The 21,634-nt window shown below is 48.5% G+C and carries 14 protein-coding genes; 10 read left to right on the forward strand and 4 right to left on the reverse strand.

The genetic code is table 11. The features are described from left to right. Positions 1–135: 135 nt before the first annotated feature. From B5066_RS04490 to B5066_RS04500, 3 genes are all read right to left on the reverse strand, one after another. Entirely contained in the window at positions 136–501 is a 366-nt protein-coding gene (locus B5066_RS04490; RefSeq protein WP_079474751.1) for a hypothetical protein, read from the reverse strand. Beyond that, positions 485–1,036 carry an acyl-CoA thioesterase gene (locus B5066_RS04495; protein ID WP_079474752.1) on the reverse strand — a complete coding sequence of 184 codons (552 nt, stop codon included), beginning with the start codon at positions 1,034–1,036 and terminating at the stop codon, positions 485–487. The genes B5066_RS04490 and B5066_RS04495 overlap by 17 nt, the downstream gene beginning before the upstream one ends. 99 nt (positions 1,037–1,135) lie before the next feature. Then, positions 1,136–2,032, reverse strand: coding sequence for a LysR family transcriptional regulator (locus B5066_RS04500; protein ID WP_079474753.1), 897 nt, complete (start codon positions 2,030–2,032; stop codon positions 1,136–1,138). Between the two features lie 133 nt (positions 2,033–2,165). On the opposite strand from B5066_RS04500, the gene B5066_RS04505 reads away from it, so the two are divergent. The 9 genes from B5066_RS04505 to B5066_RS04545 all read left to right on the forward strand — a co-directional run bounded on the left by B5066_RS04505 (position 2,166) and on the right by B5066_RS04545 (position 14,978). Next, positions 2,166–3,335 carry an ROK family transcriptional regulator gene (locus B5066_RS04505; protein ID WP_079474754.1) on the forward strand — a complete coding sequence of 390 codons (1,170 nt, stop codon included), beginning with the start codon at positions 2,166–2,168 and terminating at the stop codon, positions 3,333–3,335. A 93-nt stretch (positions 3,336–3,428) separates the two neighbouring features. Next, entirely contained in the window at positions 3,429–4,733 is a 1,305-nt protein-coding gene (locus tag B5066_RS04510; RefSeq protein ID WP_079474755.1) for an extracellular solute-binding protein, read from the forward strand. Continuing rightward, positions 4,730–5,665, forward strand: coding sequence for a carbohydrate ABC transporter permease (locus B5066_RS04515; protein WP_244897339.1), 936 nt, complete (start codon positions 4,730–4,732; stop codon positions 5,663–5,665). The genes B5066_RS04510 and B5066_RS04515 overlap by 4 nt, the downstream gene beginning before the upstream one ends. Further along, entirely contained in the window at positions 5,666–6,511 is an 846-nt protein-coding gene (locus B5066_RS04520) for a carbohydrate ABC transporter permease (RefSeq protein WP_244897340.1), read from the forward strand. Between the two features lie 30 nt (positions 6,512–6,541). Continuing rightward, complete coding sequence (locus tag B5066_RS04525; protein ID WP_079474756.1) at positions 6,542–9,649, forward strand: alpha-mannosidase; 3,108 nt, start codon at positions 6,542–6,544, stop codon at positions 9,647–9,649. Between the two features lie 148 nt (positions 9,650–9,797). Then, on the forward strand, positions 9,798–10,565 hold the full coding sequence (locus B5066_RS04530; RefSeq protein WP_079474757.1) for a tyrosine-protein phosphatase: 768 nt from the start codon (positions 9,798–9,800) through the stop codon (positions 10,563–10,565). Positions 10,566–10,596: 31 nt separating this feature from the next. After that, positions 10,597–11,655: a glycosyltransferase family 4 protein gene (locus B5066_RS04535; protein WP_079474758.1), complete on the forward strand. Its 1,059-nt coding sequence runs from the start codon at positions 10,597–10,599 to the stop codon at positions 11,653–11,655. Between the two features lie 178 nt (positions 11,656–11,833). After that, on the forward strand, positions 11,834–13,609 hold the full coding sequence (locus tag B5066_RS04540; RefSeq protein WP_079474759.1) for an asparagine synthetase B family protein: 1,776 nt from the start codon (positions 11,834–11,836) through the stop codon (positions 13,607–13,609). A 124-nt stretch (positions 13,610–13,733) separates the two neighbouring features. Continuing rightward, a complete protein-coding gene (locus B5066_RS04545) occupies positions 13,734–14,978 on the forward strand; it encodes a lipopolysaccharide biosynthesis protein (protein WP_280522700.1) in 1,245 nt (414 codons plus the stop codon). 53 nt (positions 14,979–15,031) lie between these two features. On the opposite strand, the gene B5066_RS04550 is transcribed toward B5066_RS04545, so the two are convergent. Next, the gene (locus B5066_RS04550; protein ID WP_179124027.1) at positions 15,032–18,703 is read right to left on the reverse strand and encodes a peptidoglycan-binding protein; all 3,672 of its coding nucleotides are present in this window, start codon (positions 18,701–18,703) and stop codon (positions 15,032–15,034) included. A 346-nt stretch (positions 18,704–19,049) separates the two neighbouring features. Between B5066_RS04550 and B5066_RS04555 the strand changes: the two genes are divergently transcribed. After that, positions 19,050–21,488, forward strand: a complete 2,439-nt coding sequence (locus B5066_RS04555; RefSeq protein ID WP_079474762.1) for an N-acetylmuramoyl-L-alanine amidase — start codon at positions 19,050–19,052, stop codon at positions 21,486–21,488. Positions 21,489–21,634 lie beyond the last annotated feature (146 nt).

A 21,634-nucleotide genomic window follows, 5' to 3' on the forward strand; every position in this document is an offset into this window, starting at 1 on the left:
TGCTTCATTTTATAGTTAATTCAGCAATAGTTCAATAGGCTGTAATTATATGATATCTGCTACAAATAATAGTCGCCTAAACTGCCGGGAAGTTACAAAAAAATCCAGACAATAGAATTGCCTGGATACGTTTAGTTATTTACTTACCCCTTTAATGGATTCCGGGGTGGCGCCGGCGGTCATGGCGCAGAAAGCTTCCTGTTCTTCAGAGGAAAGTGTTTGAATGAGCTGCTGCAGCTGGGCGTCGTCTGTCTGCCTGCGCAGCTTCTGGACTTCTTCTATATAAAGGCTTCGTACAGAAGCCGGCAGCGCCTGAACGTCATCCGGAAGATTCTCTGTCTGTTCGAGCAGCTTGCAGAGGCTCTGATAGCGAAGCTGAAGCTTCCGGGTCAGCTGGACGGCATGCGCCCAGAGCGTATAGAGCTCTTCGTTGTTTTTCATCAGCGTGCTGCGTTCTTCCTCGACGCTTCGAAGTGTTTGAATACTAGTTAATGTGATCATACTGTGCGCCCTCCTCGTGTTCATCCCAAGGTTTTTCCAGTGTTATAAATTTCGCTAGCTCCTTGCTTTTCTGCCGGTGGTGCTTGCGGTCAATTTCGCGGTCTTTGCCGGTTTCAAATAGCGTTTTTTCTTCATCCGTTTCTGGAATAATGCCTGGAACCGGTACCGGTTTGCCGTGATCGCCGAGAGCGACGAACGTTAAAAAGGCGGTAGCTGCTATCCGGCGTTCTCCGCTCATCATGTCTTCAGCGATCACCTTGCAGAAAATTTCCATCGAGCTTGTGCCGGTATAGGATACAAAGGATTCAATGCAGACTGAATCTGTCTGGAAAATCGAACAGAGAAAATCGATGGAATCGGTCGAAGCGGTCACGCACTCCTTCGCCCGGGAGTGCCGGCGGGCCGACAGCGTGGCGCAGCTGTCGAGTTTTTTCATCAAAACGCCGCCAAATAGAGAATTATAATTATTTAAATCGTTCAGCAGTACCTGGTCAGTGTTGACGATACGGCTTTCACGCATTTTCCGTGCCTGCATAGTGAAGTCTCCTTTCATTTATAAGGATACTCTATACAAAATCATAATGAAAATGAATGATTAACATATTTAACATAACCTTTGTCTATGCTAAAGACGTTAATGCTCCTGCCCCATTTGGGAAAGCACCGGGATGGAAAAATCGAGCCATTCTTTAGCGATAAAGGAGAGGTAATGCTCGCGATGCCAGATAAGGCCAAGCCTCCAGCGGAGCGTTTCGTCGGAAAGCGGACGAATAATTACCTGCCCGCCCAGCTCCCGGCAAATACTTTCGGGAAGAAGGGTAATGCCGAGACCGCTCGCCACCATTTTCTCAATAAAATCCCACTGTGAGCTTTCTGAAAGAATGTTGGGCATAAACCCGATATCCCGGCAGGCGGCAATTATCTGCTGGCGCAGGGAAAAGTCCTGGTTGAACAGCAGGAATCGCTCCCGGTTCAGCTCGGCAAGCCCGACAGACGACTGCACAGCAAGGGCGTGTCGGGAGGGAAGCACGACCTGAAGCGGCTCATCAATAAAGGGATGGATATGAAAAAACGATTCCTCTGTTGGCAAAACGACGGCGCCGACATCAAGGTCGCCGTGCAGCAGAGCCTCTTCGATTTTTTTTGACCCGTTTTCTTCGAGGTGAAGGGTGATTTCGGGATACTTTTCGTGAAAAGGGGCGATCACGCGAGTGAAAAAGGAAGAACTTAAAATAGGCGGAAGCCCGATGCGGAGCTGTCCTCGCTTTAAGCCGCGGAGAGCGTCAAGCTCGTGCTCAAGGCCATGATAAGCGTGGCGTATCTTTTTGGCCTGCTCAAGCATGACTGCTCCGGCATCTGTAAGGGTCAGCTTCTTGCGAGAGCGGTCAAACAGCGTTACGCTCCATTCCTCCTCAAGCTGGCGCAGCATTTTACTAATCGTCGGCTGGGTAACGTACAGATGTTCAGCGGCGCGGGTAATGCTTTCAAGCCGGGCGGCTTCCATAAAATAAATGAGCTGGCGGTAGTCCATGCGATCACTCCAATAATTAGATGATACCATTGTAATAAATCCATAATAAAAAAGAAAATATTGACACTTCTTTATGAAAGCGTTATCATATAATTGCTTATTAAAACAATTTTAAGAAGTATAGGTGGCTATCATGACGGTAACGAACGCAAACATGTTAAAAACAGCAAACCGGCGGCGTGTATTTGAATTGCTGCACCGCAGTGAAGAGCCAATGACCCAGCAGGAAATGGCTAAAACGACAGGCTTAACAGTAGCCTCCGTAGGAAATATTCTGGTTGATCTGGAAAAAGCACGGCTGCTGCAGGAGGCGGGGCAGGCACTGTCCAATGGAGGCAGAAAACCTACGCTGTATACCCTGGATTCCGAGTGGCACTATTTAGTCGGCGTAAGCATTTCCGTAGAAGAAGTGGTGCTTGTGATTACTACGTTAAAGGGGGAGATAATTTACCGGGAAACAGAATCTTTTTCTCTAGCGGAAGAGCCTGAAGCGGTAATAGGGAGAGTGATAAATAGAGTTAAAAAAATTGTAAATGTGCCCAAGTTCCAGTTAAAAAAGATGGTAGGTATCGGTATTAGTTCACCCGGCCCGGTTAATGCGGATAAAGGCACCATTTTATCCCCGCCGCACCTGCCTCTATGGCGAAACATCCAAGTCGTTACATTATTTGAAAAAGCGTTTGATACAGCTGTCTGTCTTGAAAAAGACGCAAACTGCATGCTGCTCGGAGAATGGCATTACGGTCATGCACGGGAGGCAGAAAACGTGCTTTATTTTATGATCGATTTTGGTATAGGGAGCAGTTATATCATCAATGGCCAACTCTTCCGGGGCACGACTCACCTGGCGGGGGAGGTAGGATTCGAAAGCAGGCGGCTGCGTCCGAAAAACAATGTAACAGGAAAGGCTTTATACTCTATTCTTCCCATTTTAGAAGAAACAAAGGGCCGGATACATCGAGGTGATTCAACATCACTGCCAAAAAATTTACATTCCATAGAAGAATTCATCGAAGGCCTGGCAAAAGGGGACCCGCTGGCGCAGGAGATCATTCAGGAAAGCATGGAGGACGTCGGCAGTGCCATTGCCGATAAAGTGAATTTTCTTAATCCGGAATTGGTCGTCATTGGCGGCAGGTTGATTACAGCTGTCCCGGAGTTTCCTGAAGAAGCAGAAAAAATAGTTAGAGAATGTGTTTATCCTGAAACAGCAGGCGCAATGGAGTTTATTTCGTCGAAGTTCGGGCAGGAAGCGGAGGCTATGGGAGCGGCTTCCCTGATTCTAAAACGAGCGCTGCACTAAGAAATTTCTGCAGCCTTTAGCTTTTAAAGACTTATTAAAACTGTTTTAAGAAGTGAAAGGTTAGAAAATAATGCAGATCGGAGGCGGAGCCTCATGAAAAAATCAATATCGATTGGAATGTCTATGCTGGTAATAGCAGGACTGGCAGGCTGCAGCGGTGACAACCCGAGCGCAGAAGAAAAAGAGACGCTCACCTGGTACACGACAGCAGGCTATTCACCTGAAGCCCCATCAGCCGCAACATCAGATTATATTTCAGAAAATATAGAATCCTTTGAAAAAGAACATCCGGATATGAACATTCAACTTAGTCTGCAATCGAGCAACATTGATGAAGCGATGGCCAGACTGCTTGAACAGGCAAATACCGGCCGGGCGCCGGATATGGCTGCGATTGACGGCTATATGCTGGATCGTTACAAAGAATATTTGCAGCCCCTGGATGAACTGATGGAAGAGCGGGGTCTCGATCCAGATGATTACCTTCCTTTTGCGGAGAAGGTATTACGGGGCGATGACGGAAAGATCTATGGCCTGTACATGAGCACGGATACGAGAATGCTTTATTATAACAAGGAAGTCATTGAAGAACCGCCGTCGACCTGGGAGGAAGTGATTGAAGTATCCAATGAGGTACAAAAAGAAGGCTATGAAGGCCTGGTACTTCCGCTGGGCATTGGAGAGGGCACATCGGTGACATCCTTATGGCCGTTATTCTGGTCGCAGGGCGGCAAGCTGGTGGATAAGGAAGGCAACCCGGTTTTCGGCAAAGGAGAGAATAGAGAAGCCATGATTCGTACGTTTGAAACGCTCGACCGTGCCCAGGAGGAAGGAGCTGTTTCCAAGCGCATGGCGAGTTCGGGCCGGGAAAATGATGCAAATGGGGAAGTTGCAGCCGGTGATACGGCCATGTTTTTAGGCGGAAGCTGGCAGGCGGCCACGATAGAAGAAATACTTGGCGACGATTTTGAAAACTGGGAAGTAGCTTCACTTCCGACAATTGAGGAAGACGATCCAACCGTATCAAGCGCTGGCGGCTGGGCCTGGGGGATTTTTACAGATGACCCGGAGAAGAAGGAAGCCGCCTTTGATTTTCTTATGGATTCCTTTATCAGTGAAGAAGGGATGGGCGAATTCACTTCGATTCAGGGATCGCTGCCGGCCCGGACGTCTGTATATGAATCCGATTCTTACAATCCCGGCGCTTTCAATGACGAGTTTCTGACATCTTTGGAAACAGAGGCCGAAGCCCGTCCGGGGGCTTCAAAATATAACGAAATTTCGGTACAGCTGCAAACGGCTATTTCCCAGGTAATATCCGGGAGCAAGGAGCCGGAACAGGCGGTTGATGATGCATGGGAAATTGTCACCTTCGGAGAAAGCGGTGAGAGCGAATGAGCACATACGATAAAGCATTTCCCCCTCAGCAAACGGAACAAAAGCGGAGGCCGAGAAAAACAATGTGGGACACCCCGTATCCCTGGCTAATCCCTCTTTTGCTGGTATTGGCCGCAGTATTCCTCTACCCAATTCTCCAAATAGTGCGGCTTAGCTTCACAGATGCAAATATGATTCAGGTAGGGTACGACTATACGCTGGAATCATATCTTCGCATGTTTACACTTCCAGGCTTTTTGCCGATGATCGGAACAACAGCGTTCTTCGTATTTTTCAGTGTTGTTTTTCAGCTCTTTGCTGGATTTATCGTTGCACTTCTCATTGTACAGGGGGAGAAAATGAATCTGCGGGGCACAGTCGTCGTGCGTACCTCTGTCCTCGTGGCCTGGGCCATTCCAGGTGTTGTCATTGGGGTTATATGGGGCATGCTGTACAACGAAACAGACGCAGGCATTATCAATTATGCTCTGAGTACCATAGGCCTCGGGCCCGTTTCCTTTCTCTCAGACCCGACCATGGCGCTGTTGTCCGTGACGCTCGCCAATATATGGCGCGGCACAGCATTCAGCATGATTTTAATGTATGCAGGATTGAAAACGGTTTCGAAGGATGTGCTCGAAGCAGCGGTTATTGACGGAGCAAGTGCGCTCCAGCGCATGAAAAATGTTATTCTTCCTGCGATCGCTCCTATTATACTGGTGAACCTGATTATTATTTCTATTGATACCTTCAATACGTTCGATATGGTGATGGCCCTTACAGGAGGCGGGCCGGGTAACAGCACAGAAGTTATCGCTTTAAGTATTTATACAGCTATTTTCAGGGAGTTTAACCTCGGAGAAGGTGCTGCGACTGCCGTAGTGCTGTTGGTGGTGAACGTAGTAATGACGCTTGTGTACTTAAAGGTACTCGGCCGAAGGGGGGAAGAATAAATGATGGTAGGTGCGAAAAAACAGCGGTGGATAAAGATTGGGCTTTATACAAGCTACGTGCTTGTTGTACTCAGCTTTTTATTTCCGCTTCTTTGGGTGCTTTCCCTGTCCCTGCAGACAAGGTTTGAAGTGCTTCAGGTGCCCCCAAGTATCATTCCGACAAGCTTTGCGATCGGGAACTACCGGGAAGTGCTGGATTCAGCCCCGGTGCTCCAGTATTTATGGAACTCGTTTCGAATTGTGGCTTCCACAGTTGTATTAACATTGCTCATTGCAATCCCGGCAGCGTTTGCCTTATCAAGGTACCGGATGAAGTTTAAAAGCCAGCTGATGGTCGCTGTGTTAATGACCCAGATGATTTCAGCAGTAGTTATTACCATTCCGCTGTACCGGCTGTTTGCAAGCTGGGGGCTCTTGAACCAGCTGTGGCTGGTCGTTCTTGTATACGTCGCCGTAGTGCTTCCGTTTACCACGTGGTTTTTGAAAAACTACATTGATACCGTGCCGGTGGACATGGATGAAGCGGCAATTATTGACGGTTGCAACAAATGGCAGATGCTGAGCCGCGTTTTGTTTCCGGTCAGCATACCTGGTATCGTTTCCGTAGTAATTATTGTTGCTGTGCAGAGCTGGTCGCAGTTTGTTATTCCATTCATCCTGATCGATGATGCGTCGCTGTACCCGGTTTCGGTCGGCGTGGTAAACCTTCAGTCCACCCAGACCCAGATTACGACCCACCTGCTTGCTGCAGGAAGCATTATGTCCATTATTCCAGTAGTCGTTTTATTCGTCCTGCTGCAGCGCTATATTGTTGGAGCATTGACGAGCGGAGCTGTTAAAGGATAGCAGGGATTTACTTCAGAGAGGATGAAAAATATGTTTTGGACAGAGGAAAAATTAGGGCAGCGAATAAGTGAGCTACAGAAATATCGTTATACCAACAAACAGCCGATCGAGCATTTTCAAACGGTGGAAGAACAAACAGGAGAAGAAATCATACAGGCTATGCCGAAGCAGGAAACGACTAAAATGAACATTGGCGACCGCTGGGAAGGGAGGGACCGCTATCTCTGGCTGAAAACAGAAGTAGAGCTGCCGGCACAGTGGCAGGGAGAAAAGGTCGTCGGCGTGTTTGATTTCGGAAAAACAGGCGGCGGCCACAATTCCGGATTTGAATCACTGCTGTACGTCAACGGTGAACCGATGCAGGCCGTCGATGGGAATCACAAAGAGGTATTTTTTCCTGACCGGTTAATCGGGCAGAGAATCACGCTTGAATTCCGGCTCTGGTCGGGTCTCGAAGGAATTAAGGGGAACCGGGAAGTTCAGGAGCATCGGCTGCAGGAGGCGTTTATTTCCTGCCTGCATGAGGCGGCGGATGATCTGTATTACACGGCAGGGGCAGCTTTAGACACGGTCGCCGTACTTGGTGGGCGGGACGCAAAAAGAGCCCTGCTGCTGCAGGCACTGGACCGGGCGTTTAAGCATATCGACTGGCGCGTGCCAGGGAACGGAGCATTTTACAAGTCGGTGGAAGAAGCGAACGACAAGCTTCATAACGAACTGAAGCCGTTGCAGGAAGAGCATCCGCTGACTGTGCGCGCCGTAGGCCACACCCATATTGACGTTGCCTGGCTCTGGCGCCTCAAGCATACGAGGGAAAAAGCGGGACGTTCCTTTTCCACTGTCCTGAAATTAATGGACCAGTACCCGGAATACCAGTTTCTGCAAACGCAGCCACAGCTGTATGAATATATCAAAGATGACTACCCGGAGATTTACGAACAGATCAAGCAGCGCATAGCCGAAGGCCGCTGGGAGGCTGGGGGCGCGATGTGGCTTGAAGCCGACTGCAACATCCCTTCCGGCGAATCTCTCAGCCGGCAGCTTTTATACGGCCAGCGCTTCCTCGAACACGAGCTTGGCGTGAAGCGGTGCCGGTATCTGTGGCTTCCGGACGTTTTCGGCTACTCGTGGGCGCTGCCGCAAATTTTAAAGCAGGCGGGCATCGATACGTTTATCACCACCAAAATCAGCTGGAACCAGTACAACCGTATGCCGCATGATACATTCACCTGGCGCGGCATCGATGGCACAGAGATTGCTGCTCATTTTATCACGACGCCGGACGGCTCAAGCAAATACACATACAATGGTGAAATTGAAGCGGAAAGCATTCAGGGTATATGGGATCAGTACCGGGACCGCTCCTTTAACAATGAGCTGCTTTTATCCTATGGATACGGAGACGGCGGCGGCGGGGTCAACCGGGATATGCTGGAAAAAATACGCCGGTTCGACGAGATGCCGGGGCTCCCGAATGTGAAAACAGGGAGGGTAGACCAGTATCTCGACGGGCTTCATGAACGCATGGAACAAACCGACCAGTACGTGCACACGTGGGACGGGGAGCTGTATCTGGAGTACCACCGTGGCACGTACACAAGCCAGGCCTACAATAAAAAAATGAACCGCACCGCAGAGCTTCGCTACCGCCGGGCGGAATGGCTCGACACCCTGACGTATCTCCAGAACGGTTCGTGGCACAGGGGCCGGCAGGAAAAGCTGCAGCAGGGATGGAAAATCATTCTGCGCAACCAGTTTCATGATATTATTCCGGGTTCTTCAATTCGGGAAGTGTATGAAGACAGCACAAAGGAATATGCAAAAGCGCTGGAGCTCGTTGAAGCAAACGAACAGGAAACAAAGACGGAACTGCTGAAGCATGAACAGGCCGGACAGGAACAGACTGTTTTCAACCCGGCCTCCCATTCGCGCGGGGCACTGATCCAGGTGCCGGATGGAGAGACCGGATGGACCAGCCATACGGGTGAGCAGCTGCAGATGCAGACAGAAGAGTCTGGAGAGGTGTTCGTGCACGTGCCGGATCTCCCGGCGCTCGGGTACAAGGTGATTTACGCCGGCGGGGCAGCACAGAAAAAAGAGGAAAAGCCGTTTCAGTACGAGAGCAGGCGCCTGGAAACTCCTTTTTATACGATCGATTTTAATGATCGCGGCCAGCTCGTGAGTGTGTATGATAAAGAGTCCGGACGTGAAGCATTGGACGGGCCGGCGAACGTTCTCGAGGTGTTTGAGGACAAGCCGCTTTCGTACGACGCCTGGGACATCGATATTTTTTACAAAGAGAAACAGTATGCCGTTTCTGATTTGAAAAAAATTCACCTGGCCGAAACCGGGCCGCTTCGTGCGGTCATTGAATTGGAATGGAGCTACCAGTCTTCTTCGGTGTACCAGAAAGTTATTGTGTACAGCCATTCAAGAAGAATCGATTTTAAAACGACGGTCGACTGGCATGAGCACCAGCAGCTGCTGAAAGCAGCGTTTCCAGTAAAGATCCGTGCCACCGAAGCTACCTATGATATTCAATACGGCAATGTCACGCGCCCAACCCACTGGAATACAAGCTGGGATATGGCCATGTTTGAAACCGTCGGCCACCAGTGGGCGGATCTTTCGGAGCGCGACTACGGCATCAGCCTGCTTAATGACTGCAAGTACGGCTATGACATCAAAGACAATGTAATGAAGCTGACGCTGTTAAAATCCGCAATAGAACCGGATCCGACCCAGGACCAGGGCGAACATATTTTCACGTACAGCCTGTTTCCTCATAAGGGAGACTGGTTTGATGGCGGCACTGTACAGGAAGCAACGGAGCTCAACATTCCGGCGGAAAGCGTGGATGGAGCGATGGAAGCACACGAATACAGTTTTCTGCAGACTGAGGCGGCTAATATTACCGTGGACGCCGTCAAGCAGGCGGAGGATGATGACGGCATTATTGTGCGTTTGCATGAGCACGGAGGCGTGCGCGGGGAAGTAACGTTTGCAAGCGCCCATGCCTTTTCTACCTGCATGGAATGCAGCCTGCTGGAGGAGCCGGTGAAAAAGCTCGAAGCCGGCTCCAGCCTGACGCTACACTTTAAACCGTATGAACTCAAAACGATCAAGCTGACGATTTGAACAGCACGGAATTACAGTCCGGAAGACTTCGGCTAACGACGTCTTCCGGGCTTTTTTATTGTGGAGTATTCTCCGCAGGTCTTCTGCATAAAATTGCGAAAATATGGTAAGCTGTTGGTGTGGAAAAAATGTAAAGGAGCAAATAATTATGATCGATTTGCATTCACATATACTCCCCGGCATTGATGACGGGGCCGCAACAATTCAGGACAGCATCGAAATGGGAAGAGCCGCACAGGTGAACGGCATACACACCGTGGTTGCCACACCGCATCATAAAAATGGTGCCTGGGACAACAGCGGGCAGGATATTCCCCATCTGGTGGACTACGTGAACGAGTCGCTGAAAAGCGCCCGTATCGACGTGAAGGTGCTGCCGGGCCAGGAGAACCGGATTAACGGGGAACTACTTAACGATTTGAACAAAGGCATCTCTATCGGCCTCAATCACAGCCGCTACGTGTTTGTTGAATTTTCGAGTGCGCAGGTGCCAAGATACGCGAAGCAGCTGATGTTTGAGCTGCAGGTGGAAGGCTACGTGCCGGTCATTGTGCATCCGGAACGGACAAAAGCGTTCCGCGAGCAGCCGGACCTTTTGCATGAATTTGTGAAAAACGGGGCGCTCACCCAGGTCACCGCCCACTGCTTTACCGGTAAAATGAATAAGAGCATCAAGCAGTTTGCTGAAGACATGGTGACCCACAGCTTAACCCATGTCGTGTCGACCGATGCTCATAACATCGATATGCGCCCGTTCGACCTGCGGGAAGCCTATGATTACATTGACCATCATCTGGGAGCAGAATATGTAGACACCTTTTTGGAGAACGCCGAGCGCATTATTGAAAATAAAGACCCGCTGCTTGATGAGCCGCTCAAAATTAAAAATAAGAAAAAATTTCTAGGGTTGTTTTAAATGAATTCATAAAAAGAAAAGGGGATTTTGGTTGCCAAAAGTAGTTATTATCGGCTCACATTTACAAGATAAAGGCGGAATTGTATCCGTTCTTAAAAACTTGTTCACTTCTTCGCTGGTGGAAAAACATGACCTTAAAATGATTCCGTCATACATCAATGAGTCCAAGGCTGTGCGGGTGAAGATGTTTCTCCGCGCCTTTGCTCTGCTGATAAAAGAAGTGAAGCAAGACCGGCCAGACATTGTTCATCTGCACGCTTCGGTGGCAGGGAGTTTTTACCGCAAGGCTTTATTCATTTTTTATTTAAAGAGCAAAGGGATCCCGACAGTACTTCATATTCATGGGTCAAGATTTGAAAGCTTTTATAATACGATGCATCCTGTACAAAAAAAGTTTGTCCGGTATGTACTTGGCTTAAACGAACGAGTAATAGTTCTATCCGACTACTGGAGAAATTTTTTCCAGGCGATTATGCCTGCAGAAAAAATTGCCGTAGTGGAAAATGGAATAAGCCTGAAAGGCTACCAGTATGATAAAAGAGGGCCCGAGGTAAACATTTTGTTTATGGGACGTCTTGGAGATCGAAAAGGCGTATATGATTTACTGGAGGCAAGCGGCCGGCTAGCAGAAACGCATTGCCGCTTCCAGGTATACCTTGCGGGAGACGGCGAAGTGGAAAAGGTAGCAGCCCTGGTCAAACAGAAAGACCTGGAGGAGTACATTCATGTGCTTGGCTGGGTAGGGGAAGAAGAAAGAGCAATGTACTTAAAAAATGCTGACCTCATGGTACTCCCGTCATACAATGAAGGCTTTCCAATGGCGATTTTAGAAGCAATGAATTATGGCTCAGCCGTTATTTCCACCAGAGTCGGCGGTATTCCCGAAATGATTGATGAAGGGGTGAATGGCTTTGTGGTTGAACCGGGAGACATAGATGGACTGGCGTCCCGGATGCAGGAGCTGATAGAAAACCAGGCCCTGCGGGAACGAATGGGAAAAAGTAATATAAAGAAAGTGCACGACAAGTTCGCCGTCGATGCTCAGGCAGAAAAAATTGATAGTATTTACCGGGAAATACTTAAAAGGTAATACGATGCATCTTTAAAAACGCAGTCCGCCGGGCTGTGTTTTTTATGCAGAGCCGTTAGTCTCATTAGTATACGCTCATCTAAACAGGGAAGAATATGTGATAGGATAAGTTGTAGTCTGCTTAGAAGAATGTTAGTGAAAACAGTAGTTATTTCGATGTGGCACTGGAGGGATAGGGTTGTCTGACTTCATTTATAGTTCAAAAAAGAACAAAAGCCGGGAGCTTCAACAACTATTGAAAATATTTGACCCGGAAAAACGAAAGTCCGCAGTTGCCGCAGAAGGGCCGTGGGGATCCATCGCTTTTTTTGAGAATCACTATAAAAGCAGTGAATGGATCGAAACAGATGATTACATAGCAATACTCACAGGCGGCCCTTTAATTAAAACGGAAAATAAAAGCTTTAATACGAATCGTGTGCAGAAAATTATTAATGAATGGAATAAAAAGAACGAAAAATTTGATGAATACATCGACGGGCCTTTTTTCTTTTGTCTTATCGATAAAAATGAGAATAAAATTCATGCAGTAACTGATTTAATGGGCTTCATTCCTGTGTATTATTCAGCTGAAGGCGACACAGAAGAAGTAGTTCTGGGAACTCATGTGGACGCTGTTGCCAAAGCATCACACTGTTCCGGGGACATCGATTACGTTTCGTTCGCTGATCTGATAGTAAATAAGACGATCACTTATCCACACACGATGTATCAGGGAGTCTTTCAGGCACATCCAGCTTCCCACTATACGGTGGAGCCCGCTGAGCATGAAATAAAGAAAAACCGCTGCTACTGGCTTCCGAAAGAAGAAAACAGACAGAACCTGGATGAACTGGCTTCGAGATTGGAGAAAAGCTTTACGCAGTCGTTATCGCAAATAACAGAGGGGTGTGCAAGCGCCGCGGTGTTTGTAAGCGGGGGCGAGGATTCCCGGATAGTACTGGACGCTATGCCCCGAAGCGTAAAGAGGGTAGGGCATTTGTTTTTAGACGATATAAACAGAGAACTGACCATTGCTAAAAAAACTGCTTCTGTTTACAAAATAGATACGAAATTAGGCTTAAGGGCTAAATCATACTACCTGGATCAGTGGCTTCCGGTTTCCCTGGCCCAGGGCTCCAGCTCTCCGGCGTATCATGCCCATGCATATGGCATGAGCCGTTTTCTTGGACTGGACCAATACGGGGCTGTAATAGGCGGTCTCGGGGCAGATGCTTATTTAAAAGGCAGCCGGGTGAAAAATGTACATAAATATAAGTTCTGGGGCTTAAAGTACAGACTTGATACGCTGGATAAAAACAACAGCTCCTCTGACTTTTTTTTAGAAAACCAAAGTCCTTCGTTTATTGGTAAAAATGTTTATGAAGCCGTAGTGAAACGAAGAAAGAAGCATAAGGATTATATAGCCTCCTTTCGGCCTGCGAGCGCGGTAGAATGGAGTGAGCTCTGGCCTGCTTCGATGAACGAAAGCATGTCTAACTTTTTCGTGCACCGGCGCGTATTTAACAATTACGAGCCTTTTTTACAAAACGAAGTGATGAAAATAGCGGCAGCAGCCCCTCAGGAGTATAAAATTAACCGCCAGCTCTTTCACCGGGCGTTTAGGAAGCATTTAAAAAAGTCGTGGTATGTTTCCCACACCAAAGGCCAGCTTCCCTATTTTTCAGCAAAGGTCAATTTCCCAATCATGGCGGCGATCCGTACTAAAAGATCGCTGGTGGAGCTCGTGTCGAAAAGCAAAGTGAACCAGGATTCCTGGGCGGATTTTGACCAGCTGGTGAAGGACCATAAAGTTTACGTAACCGAAGAGCTTCAACAATTAAACGCGAGCCAGTTGCTGGCGCCCCTTTTTAATAAAAAAATGGACGAAGAGGAATTACTGGAAACATTGAGTGCCAAAGAAATACTTATCGTTCTGCAGGCAGCAATGCTTCAAAACAGCTTAAATTCTTAATAGAAGGCTTCTTTGACGGAAATATACTTCCTCAATTGGCGGACTGGAGAAAGGACGGGACATGGGGCACGAAAATAATTCATCAAAATGGAAACGTCTGATTTCTAATAAATTTATTCGCAATATGAGCGTCCTAATGTCGGGGACAGTGCTGGCTCAAATAATCACAGTGGCTGTGACTCCTGTGCTGACAAGACTGTATACTCCGACAGAATTTGGCATATTGGCTCTGTTCACTTCCATTGTCGTAGTATTGACGGCAATAATGACCTTGAGGTATGAAATGGCTATTGTACTTGCAGAAGACGAAGAAGAAAGTGCAAATGTTTTTGCGCTTTCTCTGCTGATCACAGCATGTATTACTATTTTTCTATTTATTATTGTATGGCTCTTGCGGGAGAATATTGCCGGTTGGCTGAATACGCCGGGACTGGCGCCGTGGCTGTGGCTGGTGCCTGTGAACGCCATGCTGATGGGGCTTTATAAGTCCTTTGAATTCTGGTCGACACGCAACAAACGCTATAAAAAAATCGCTGCTTCAAGAGTATCCAGGGCGATTGGGGTCGTAGGGGGACAGCTCTCCGGCGGTTTCCTTCGTTTCGGTGCAGGGGGGCTTGTCGGCGGCCAGGTGCTCGGACAGTTTCTTGCAACGTCCACGCTTATGTACGATACACTCAAAGGCCAGAACTACCGCGTGTTTAAAAAAGTCAATACACGCCTGTTCCGCCCGATTATCGTAAAATTTAAAGACTTTCCAATGTTCAGCTCGACGCAGGCCCTGGTAAATGCTTTTTCACAGAACATGGCTCCTTTTCTTCTTGGCGTTTTCTTCGGAACAAGCGTGGTGGGCTTCTATTCCCTTGCACTGAAACTAGTGAAAATGCCGACCAACTTAATTTCAGAGTCATTCAACCAGGTGTATTTTCAGAACGCTTCAGACATGTACAATAAAGGAAAAAACTTAGGGCCGCTCTTAATAAAATCCACCCTGTATTTAGCCGCCGGAGCATTAATCCCGGCGATTCTGCTAATTATATTCGCCCCGTGGGCGTTCAGCTTCATTCTGGGCGAAGAGTGGAGAGAGGCCGGTGTGTATTCGTCCTGGCTAATGGTATGGCTTTATTTTGGGTTCATCAATCGGCCCGCCATTGGAACCATACAGGTGCTGAAAATCCAAAAGATCCTGTTTAATTATGAGCTGCTGCTGCTCGTTTTTCGCATTGCTGCCATGCTCGTTGCTGCGAATTATTATACAGCTGTTACAGGTATTGCGATCTACAGCTTACTCGGGGCAGTATTTAACTTAGCTATTATTTTAATTACGATATTTATCGTGCGACGCAGAGAAGCGCAGAACGAACCCGAATGAAAAGACACCTCCTGCCCCTGAAACAGGGAAAAGGAGGTGTCTTTTTTCGTTGCTTAATTGATAGTATTGATGCTCATGATATTGGAAGTCATCACGTTACTTCCAACCTTGGAACGAAACTGATCGGCGGACATTTCCTCGTCGCCCTGTTCAAAGTGAACGATTACCGTCTGGAGCCGTTCATTCTTCGTTTCAAAGTCGACATCGAGAACCTTGCCTTTGTTATAAGCTTTAAAGCTGCTCAAGTCGGAAAGCTCCTGATTGGAAATGGAATATGTCCAGGTGTTCTGCGCGTATCTCGAAGCGTCGTAAGGATCCGGAACACCTATTAAATATGGAGCAGAATTGCCCCAAACGTCGCCGGCATCAACGGTGTGGCCGCTGGCAGAAGCTGAATAGATCGCTTCCGCCAATCGTCCGCCGTAGTTAATGGTCTGTCCGCTTGTTGTCTGGATAGCGTTCAGCACCATAGCGTCGTTCCGGCTCCCGGTTGGTACTCCGTGATACACCTGGGAGCGAGTGTCGTCATAAACGTCGAAGTTTCTGACAGAGGACAGCTTCGTTAAAGCGTAGCTTCTCGAAGCAACAGCCTGGGCTTTAAAAGCTTCCGGCTCCTGCCAGCCGACAATCATCTCATAAGGAACGACTCCTTCAAGATAAGTGTCGATATTGACGTGATTGACGACGTCCATTACCCATTCGCTTCGGTACGTATTTCCATTAACTTTAACGTTGGACTTAGGGAAGTGAAGCTCCCCTTTGTACAAATTACCCTGGTACGAAAAGGTGCCGTTACCGGAAGCAATAACTTCTGCGGAAGAGGTTACGGACTTGCCGTTGTTCGTAATGGTATACTGTCCGCCTTCTGCAGTATTCGCGTATTTTACAGTAGTTTCACCGGTAAGGCTGCTCATAAGCGTTGTTCCGTTCGTATCCTTGATGCTGTAAGTGCTGGAGCTGCTGAAAACAGCGTTATTGATCTGTTCTTCAAACAGAACGCGAATATTTTGGGATTTATACTGTTCGGACGTCCCTACATTAATCCCGGTATAATAATGATTTAATATCTCTTTATAGCTCTGGCCGTTTTGGGCCATACCGTAAGCTCCCCACTGGGTCATTCCAACTCCGTGCCCGAAGCGGTCTTTACCGGTGAAAACGTACGTTGTTTCTCTTTCCTCCAGCAGGGCCCGCAGAGTCGGAGCGTCTGCTACGCCAGTAACGGTAAGGCTTCTTGCCTGCTGAAAGGCTTTTAACTGCTCAACAGCGGAGTTGTCAAAAACAGAGCCCGATCCTGCATTGAAGCCTGCAGCTTTTAGGTATTGTTTTACGAGAAGAACTGCTTCGCCTTCATCGCCCTGCTTAATTTCCTCAGTGAAAGGGGCAGGCATTTCTACAGCCGATTCGTCCTCGGTATCTTTATCCGTCGGCGGGTTGTTCAACACCTCGCTGATTTTTGCGAGGGTCTTCGGTCCGGCGATGCCGTCCACGACCAGCCCGTGGTCGCGCTGGAAGTCCTTTACCGCGGCTTCGGTGATTGGGCCGAAGTGCGTGGTTGGTTCGGCGATGTCGAGGTAACCAAGCGTATACAAGTCGGCTTTCATGGCTTTAGCCGCTTCGCTGCGGACACCGTCTTTCAGAAGGGTGCTGTCACTGTCCAACTCTTCGTCCTCGGTATCTTCATCCTTCGGCGAGTTGTTCAACACCTCGCTGATTTTTGCCAGGGTCTTCGGTCCGGCGATGCCGTCCGCGACCAGCCCGTGGTCGCGCTGGAAGTCCTTTACCGCGGCTTCGGTGATTGGGCCGAAGTGCGTGGTTGGTTCGGCGATGTCGAGATAACCAAGCGTATACAGATCGGCTTTCATGGCTTTGGCTGCTTCGCTGCGAACGCCGTCTTTCAGAAGGGTGCTGTCACTGTCTAACTCCTCGTCCTCGGTATCTTTATCCGTCGGCGGGTTGTTCAACACCTCGCTGATTTTTGCCAGGGTCTTCGGCCCGGCGATGCCGTCCACGACCAGCCCGTGGTCGCGCTGGAAATCCTTCACGGCGGCTTCGGTGATTGGGCCAAAGTGCGTGGTTGGTTCGGAGATGTCCAGGTACCCGAGCGTATATAAGTCGGCTTTCATGGCTTTGGCCGCTTTGCTGCGGACGCCGTCTTTTAGAAGGGTGCTGTCACTGTCCAAAGCCTCGTCCTCGGTGTCTTCGTCCTTTGTTGAATTTTTCAGTACTTCGTTCAGCTTCGCCAGGGTGTTTGGTCCGGCAACACCGTCCACCACCAGCCCATGGTCCCGCTGGAAGGCCTTAACAGCCGCTTCCGTCTGCGGGCCGAAGCGTTCATTCGGGTCAGCAATGTCGAGATACCCGAGCGTATACAGGTCCGCTTTCATCGCTTTCGCCGCCGAGCTGGTGACGCCGTCCTTCAGAACCGTATCGGTACTGATTGGCTTTTCGTTCTTTTCGTTGGAGCTGTTGTTTTTCTTCAGCACTTCGTTCAGTTTTGCCAGGGTGTTCGGTCCGGCGACGCCGTCTACGACCAATCCGTGGTCGCGCTGGAAGGCCTTAACAGCCGCTTCCGTCTGTGGGCCGAAGCGTTCATTCGGGTCAGCAATGTCCAGGTAGCCCAGGGTGTACAGGTTCTGTTTCATCGCCTTGGCTGCGGGGCTGGCCACGCCGTCCTTCAGGATTGTATCGGTGCTGACAGGCTTTTCGTCCTTTTCGTTGGAGCTGTTGTTTTTCTTCAGCACTTCGTTCAGCTTCGCCAGGGTGTTGGGTCCGGCGACGCCGTCTACGACCAATCCGTGGTCGCGCTGGAAGGCCTTAACAGCCGCTTCCGTCTGTGGGCCGAAGCGCTCGTTCGGGTCAGCAATGTCGAGGTACCCGAGCGTATACAGGTTTTCTTTCATCGCCTTCGCTGCCGGGCTCGTTACGCCATCCTTTAAAATCGTGCTGCTGGTTTCTTTCATGATAGTTGCTGAAGAAAAGGTTCTAGCCGCTAACACAAAGGTTCTTTCTTTTTGTGGTTCCACTTCTTCCTGCTTCTCTGTATCTTCACTTCCGTTGTCAGAAGGCTCATCCTCAGAGGCGGAGGTGTTCTCTTGTACTGTAGCTTCAGAGGCCTGCTTTTTTTGGACGGTTTCTTCCTCTGCATTATCAGGGCCAGCCTGGTTTTTAATTTCCGTTTGTTGTGAATCTTCTTCGGAATGTTCCACTGCCGGTTCTTCCTCTAATTCTTGAGCTTTTTCTTCTCCTGATGAGTTCTCAGCAGAAGCTTCATCTATATCATCCTTTAATTCGCTGTTTTCCTCTTCAGAAGTATCTTCCGGGCTGGGTTGGTCAGTGGAGGAGTCGTCTGGCACGTCTTCTTCTGAGTCCGTGTTAGTGGAGGCTTCACTTTCTTCTTTGCTTTTCACATCATCCAGAATATTATCAAGCAATTCCTGATCAACTTCCCCAGTTACTTCAAAGCTGTTTCGCTCCTGGTAATCTGAGATATGTATAGACGTATCGCTATCAAATAAAGTGTCTGCTTCTTGAAGAGGATAGCCTAAAACAATCAAGGCTTCTTCGAGTTCTTTTACTTCAGAAGCTTCTGTACCCTGCGTCATGTACAATTCATTGTGGTTATTTTCTTCCTTGGCCTGAGCCGTGTCAGCGGTGGCGAAACTACCTAAAGAAACAGAAACGATAAACGAACTGAAAAATATAATTTTTTTAGATGAAAACATACTCAGCCTCCTAATTAAATAGTACATGTATATTATCGTCCTAACTAAAAAAAATTACATACAAAAGCATAGTTCAAAAGATTTACATAATTTAAAATGTAGATACGATAAGAAAAAGTAATTCTTTAGAACTAATTATAACAAGACGAAAATGAAATTTAGTGTATAAGAATAAAATTAAAAAATAACGATAAAAACAGACTATATTGGTTTTTTTATGAGGGGGTATATAATCACGATACATTTTTTGCATAATAATTACCTATTGATTGATTCTTAAGTCCTAACTAGAATAAATACATGCACGAAATCAAGTTATAAAAAGAGGAGTGAGGAAGTAATCAAGATGTCTAAAAACTTCATATTTGTCTTAGCTGGCGTTTTGCTCGCTATTTCGTTTGTATTGTCTACGTCAACTCCAGCCAATGCAGCTTCCAATATCGTTAAATACGGAGACAACAGTTCGCAAGCACAGGAACTGAAAGAGGATCTGTATGAACTTGGTTATTTGAATATAGCGAACCCGACTAAATACTTCGGTAGGCAAACAGAACGAGCGGTGGAAAATTTCCAAAAAGACCACTCGCTGACTGTAGACGGAGTCGCTGGACCAAATACGTTCTCCAAGATAAACGAAATCATACATAGCAAATCTTCTGGAGGAAGCAATACAAACAGTAGCGTCTTGAAAGATGGTGTGACGAGCCCGGCGGCGAAAGCGATGAAAGCGGACCTGTATACGCTCGGGTATCTCGACATCGCGAATCCGAATGAGCGCTTCGGCCCGCAGACAGAAGCCGCCGTCAAAGCCTTCCAGCGGGACCACGGGCTGGTGGTGGACGGTGTGGCTGGTCCAAAAACGCTTGCGAAAATCGCTGAAGTCCTCAAAGCTTCATCAGACGACAGCAAAAGTGAAGACGACAGCGCAGGCAGCAACAGCAGCACGCTCCTCAAGGACGGCGTGACGAGCCCGGCAGCGAAAGCGATGAAAGCGGACCTGTATACGCTCGGGTATCTCGACATCGCTGACCCGAATGAGCGCTTCGGCCCGCAGACGGAAGCCGCTGTTAAAGCCTTCCAGCGGGACCACGGGCTGGTGGTGGACGGTGTGGCTGGTCCAAAAACGCTTGCGAAAATCGCTGAAGTCCTCAAAGCTTCATCAGACGACAGCAAAAGTGAGGGCGACAGCGCAGGCAGCAGCAACAGCAGCACGCTCCTCAAGGACGGCGTGACGAGCCCGGCAGCGAAAGCGATGAAAGCGGACCTGTATACCCTTGGGTATCTTGATATCGCCGATCCGAACGAACGCTTCGGTCCGCAGACAGAAGCCGCCGTCAAAGCCTTCCAGCGCGACCACGGGCTGGTGGTGGACGGTGTGGCTGGTCCAAATACCCTCTCGAAAATAAGCGAGGTGCTGAAGGCAGCTTCAGAGGAAGACAACAAGGCTGACAACAGCAGTGACAGCAGCAGTACCCTTCTGAAAAACGGTGTGAGCAGCAAAGCTGCCCAATTACTGAAAACTGACCTTTATACCCTGGGGTATCTGGACATCTCCGAGCCAAATGAACGCTTTGGCCCGCAGACGGAAGCCGCGGTGAAGGATTTCCAGCGCGATCACGGCCTGGTGGTGGACGGCGTCGCGGGACCAAACACGCTGTCGAAGCTCAAAGAAGTGCTGAAGACCCCGCCAGCAGAAGACGACAGCAGTAACAGTGAACCTGAAAACGGATCTGATACGCTGTTGAAAGACGGTGTAACGAGTCCGGCAGCAAAAGCGATGAAAGAAGACCTTTATACACTCGGCTATCTGGATATCGCGAATCCGAACGAGCGCTTTGGTCCTCAAACGGAAGCCGCGGTTAAAGAATTCCAACGTGACCATGGTTTGTATGTAGACGGTGTAGCTGGTCCAAAGACCCTCGCGAAAATCAGCGAAGTTCTCAGCACTAAAGGGAGCGGCAATCAAGAAAGCGGCGTAGGCGATCCAGGAAACTACGGATCGATTTCGATCATGAAGGTAGGTACAACTCATGATGGCGTCATTCAGTTAAAGCTTGATCTTAAAGCTCTTGGTTTCATGAGTGTAAGCAATCCATCCAACCAGTTCGATTCCGCAACGGATCAGGCTGTAAAAGATTTTCAGCGCTCTAAAAATCTTGCCGTTGATGGTGTAGCCGGTCCAAATACAATGAAAGCTCTGCGTGCGGCACTAAACGTAGAGGAAACGTATCCATCTGAATCTGCTGTAGCCGGCAAAACGATTGTGGTAGACGCTGGACACGGCGACCATGATCCTGGCGCCCAGGGAAATGGATTGAAAGAAAAAGATATTAACCTCGAAACATCTAAATACCTGGCAAGTAAATTACGTGCAGCCGGAGCAAACGTGGTGATGACGCGTGAAAGTGACAAGTACCTGTCGCTCTCCCAGCGTTCTTCGATCGCAAATAACGCAGGTGCGGATGCTTTCATCAGTATCCACACAAACGCCGGTGGCGGGCACGGGATTGAAACGTACTGGTACAGTAAATACGAAGGGGCTGAAAGTAAAGAGCTCGCAGAAGAAATTCAATCAGGCATCATCCGGGAAACCTCCGGAAGAAGCCGTGGAGTAAAACAAGGCAACTTCCACGTTATCCGCGAAACAAAAGTACCATCTGTTTTAGTGGAGCTTGGTTTCATCGATAATTCCACAGAAGCTTCATACCTGAAGCAAAGCTCCTACAGAGAAAAACTAGCTGAAGGAATTTACCAAGGTACGAACTCTTACTTCAGCAAAAATTAATAGCAAAGAGCTGTCCATATGGGCGGCTCTTTTCTTATATACGCAAGGCGCTGCCTGAGAAGGCTGCTGCAGGGGAATTCATCTTTTCACTTAAATGGAAGAAGTGTACAATAGAGCGAGTAACACATACATAAAAACGGAACAAC

The sequence above is a fragment of the Marinococcus halophilus genome (genome assembly GCF_900166605.1).
GTDB lineage: Bacteria > Bacillota > Bacilli > Bacillales > Marinococcaceae > Marinococcus > Marinococcus halophilus.

Bases quoted from the DNA above. Each gene is read 5' to 3' on its own strand.
- B5066_RS04490 (WP_079474751.1), bottom strand. From the start codon at position 501: ATGATCACATTAACTAGTATTCAAACACTTCGAAGCGTCGAGGAAGAA.
- B5066_RS04495 (WP_079474752.1), bottom strand. From the start codon at position 1,036: ATGCAGGCACGGAAAATGCGTGAAAGCCGTATCGTCAACACTGACCAG.
- B5066_RS04500 (WP_079474753.1), bottom strand. From the start codon at position 2,032: ATGGACTACCGCCAGCTCATTTATTTTATGGAAGCCGCCCGGCTTGAA.
- B5066_RS04505 (WP_079474754.1), top strand. From the start codon at position 2,166: ATGACGGTAACGAACGCAAACATGTTAAAAACAGCAAACCGGCGGCGT.
- B5066_RS04510 (WP_079474755.1), top strand. From the start codon at position 3,429: ATGAAAAAATCAATATCGATTGGAATGTCTATGCTGGTAATAGCAGGA.
- B5066_RS04515 (WP_244897339.1), top strand. From the start codon at position 4,730: ATGAGCACATACGATAAAGCATTTCCCCCTCAGCAAACGGAACAAAAG.
- B5066_RS04520 (WP_244897340.1), top strand. From the start codon at position 5,666: ATGATGGTAGGTGCGAAAAAACAGCGGTGGATAAAGATTGGGCTTTAT.
- B5066_RS04525 (WP_079474756.1), top strand. From the start codon at position 6,542: ATGTTTTGGACAGAGGAAAAATTAGGGCAGCGAATAAGTGAGCTACAG.
- B5066_RS04530 (WP_079474757.1), top strand. From the start codon at position 9,798: ATGATCGATTTGCATTCACATATACTCCCCGGCATTGATGACGGGGCC.
- B5066_RS04545 (WP_280522700.1), top strand. From the start codon at position 13,734: ATGAGCGTCCTAATGTCGGGGACAGTGCTGGCTCAAATAATCACAGTG.
- B5066_RS04550 (WP_179124027.1), bottom strand. From the start codon at position 18,703: ATGTTTTCATCTAAAAAAATTATATTTTTCAGTTCGTTTATCGTTTCT.
- B5066_RS04555 (WP_079474762.1), top strand. From the start codon at position 19,050: ATGTCTAAAAACTTCATATTTGTCTTAGCTGGCGTTTTGCTCGCTATT.